2 protein-coding genes are annotated in these 2,407 nt (G+C 31.9%); both read left to right on the top strand.

What is annotated here, in order from left to right; all coding sequences use genetic code 11:
- Positions 1–486 precede the first annotated feature (486 nt).
- Positions 487–1,134, top strand: a complete 648-nt coding sequence (locus B3R94_RS11735; protein ID WP_291100971.1) for a DUF6266 family protein — start codon at positions 487–489, stop codon at positions 1,132–1,134.
- Positions 1,135–1,242: 108 nt separating this feature from the next.
- Positions 1,243–2,064, top strand: coding sequence for an AraC family transcriptional regulator (locus tag B3R94_RS11730; protein ID WP_291100969.1), 822 nt, complete (start codon positions 1,243–1,245; stop codon positions 2,062–2,064).
- Positions 2,065–2,407: the final 343 nt, after the last annotated feature.

Here is a 2,407-nt window from a genome sequence, read left to right as displayed (position 1 = left end):
TTTCTCAACCTTAGTCTTAACCTCAAATACATACTACTTTTTACATTTTACAAGTCTCACATCTAAAATCTCAATTCTCACATCTAAAATCAATCCTCTTTCTCAACCTTAGTCATAATCTCAAATACATACTACTTTTTACATTTTACAAGTCTCACATCGAAAATCTCAATTCTCACATCTAAAATCAATCCACTTTCTCAACCTTAGTCTTAATCTCAAATACATACTACTTTGTACATAATACAACTCTAAAATCTCAAATCTCATATCTCATATCTCATATCTCACTTCTCACATCTAATATCTAAAATCTAATATCTAATATCTCATATCTCACATCTACATTCATACCAATCATTCCCCTTCATCACCTACCAATTTCGTTCATGGATAACCATAAATTAACCTCTTCAAATCATTCCTCATAATTTCGAATTGTTGCTGAACCAAGTCAAATAAAGTTTAATTTAAAATCTATTAAAAATGGGAAAAATTACAGATTCTCTATTGTCGGGTACGCGAGGACGTACAGGACGAATTGTTGTTTCGAATATCGAAGGAAATGAAATTTCTCGTATACGACCACGAAAATCAAATCGTATACCAACGCCAAAACAACAAGTCATAAAAGACAGATTCAATTTTGCTGTGCAGTTTATACAAGGGTATAAAGCATTGGCTAAAACCTATTACGGAAAAAGGGCTGGACTAAAATCACCTTACAACCAAGCTATGGCAAATTTATTACAATCTATGCCTTGTAATATGGATACGTTAACCTTTTCTATTGATTATGATGCTATTCAATTCACAAAAGGTAATTTACTCGAACCACAACCTGTAAATGTTATTGCAGACGATCCACTATCGGCAACGATTACATGGACCAATAATGCAACAGAACTTGTGGATCAAAATGACACCTTGGTTATATTGTATGCAGAAGATGGGAATACAAAAGCACAATCAACGGTTGTACAAACAACGGTAAAACGCTCCGAAGAATCCTATGTACTACAATTTCTGCCCAAATATCAAGGAACAGATGTGCATGTTTGGATGAGTTTTTTATCCGTCATAAAACAAGAAGCTGCACCGTCTGTTTACTTAGGTCAAGTCACTGTACTTTAACTATTTCCCCTCTACTTTTGGAGGGGATTTTTGTTTATATTATAATTTATTGTATATTAGACAAATACATCTTTACTACAACCATTTTCAATTTTAATTTTTAAGCGTATGAAAATTGAAGTATATGAAGAATATATCAAGTACCTGAACTTTTTTATTCATCGATATGGAGATGTAATCAAGAAAAATGAACCACAAGTCGAAGCAAAACAAGATATCCTAAACAAACAGTATATGCAAATGATTAAATATGCATTTGGTATTATTCAAAAAATCAATTTGTTTGCGATACAAGATTATCAATCACAACTTTTGTTTATTCCGAAATTAATCTTTTACTTCAACGATGTCTGCGAATGTCCATGTCCCCCAACCTTATCAATAGATTTTAATGTTGACATAGAAGCACTTTACAAACTTTTAAAAAACAACACACAAATCACTTATAATCAAAACCAATATTTTCCTTTTCTTATTGATATTTCAGGTTTATCACACGGCTACCACCATCTCGCTGGTTTTGTTCACCGTCACAAACAAAATCAATTTGCGTATTATTGTGTTTCGATCCAAGTCAAAAGCCAAGAATTGAAAGGAAACTGGAAAAAGTTTTATCATATTCCCATTCAAAAGCTCAAGTTAATTTACAAAGAATGTCTGCAAAAGAACCAAACACTTTATGCTTTTGCAGCAGATACGGAATTTACTTACTATGAAATTCAGAAAGGATTCAACTACTATTTCAACTGCTCCTTTACAGAATACGAACAAAAATTAAAAATGTTGAAAGCCTTAGAATTGATTATGTTTACCAATGCTCCATTCAAAGATATTACCATTCAAAGTGGTTTCTCCACTTATACTACCTTAAAACGTACATTTGCGAAACACCAAATTCCTTTAAAAGAAATCCCTCGATTAATTGTCTAAACTATCGAAGTACAGTCACCACTGTCTTCTCGATGTTCGATGAGTTTATAGGTTAACGGTCTTGGTATAAGTTTCACGCTTAACGTTTTACGTATTTTTTTTAGTTTTACGTGACACGTATTAAGTTCTACGTTTTTATTTTTATTCTTATTAATATTCAAATCCTTTTTTAACAAAGAATTTATAAACCGTCATTGCTGAAAAGTAGAGTTTCAATTCGGCGTAGTGAGCGATATGTTTACGTAATAAGTTTTACGTTTAACGTTTTACGTTTTCATCCTTTTTCAATATTCAAATCTACTTTTAACAACAAATTCCAAAGCGACATACGATTTGCAGACGA

It is taken from the genome of Empedobacter sp. UBA7611 (assembly GCF_002484365.1).
GTDB classification, from domain to species: domain Bacteria; phylum Bacteroidota; class Bacteroidia; order Flavobacteriales; family Weeksellaceae; genus Empedobacter; species Empedobacter falsenii_B.
This window is presented reverse-complemented; position numbering and strand designations above follow the sequence as displayed.

Coding starts and splice junctions, on each gene's coding strand:
- B3R94_RS11735 (WP_291100971.1), top strand. CDS start 487: ATGGGAAAAATTACAGATTCTCTATTGTCGGGTACGCGAGGACGTACA.
- B3R94_RS11730 (WP_291100969.1), top strand. CDS start 1,243: ATGAAAATTGAAGTATATGAAGAATATATCAAGTACCTGAACTTTTTT.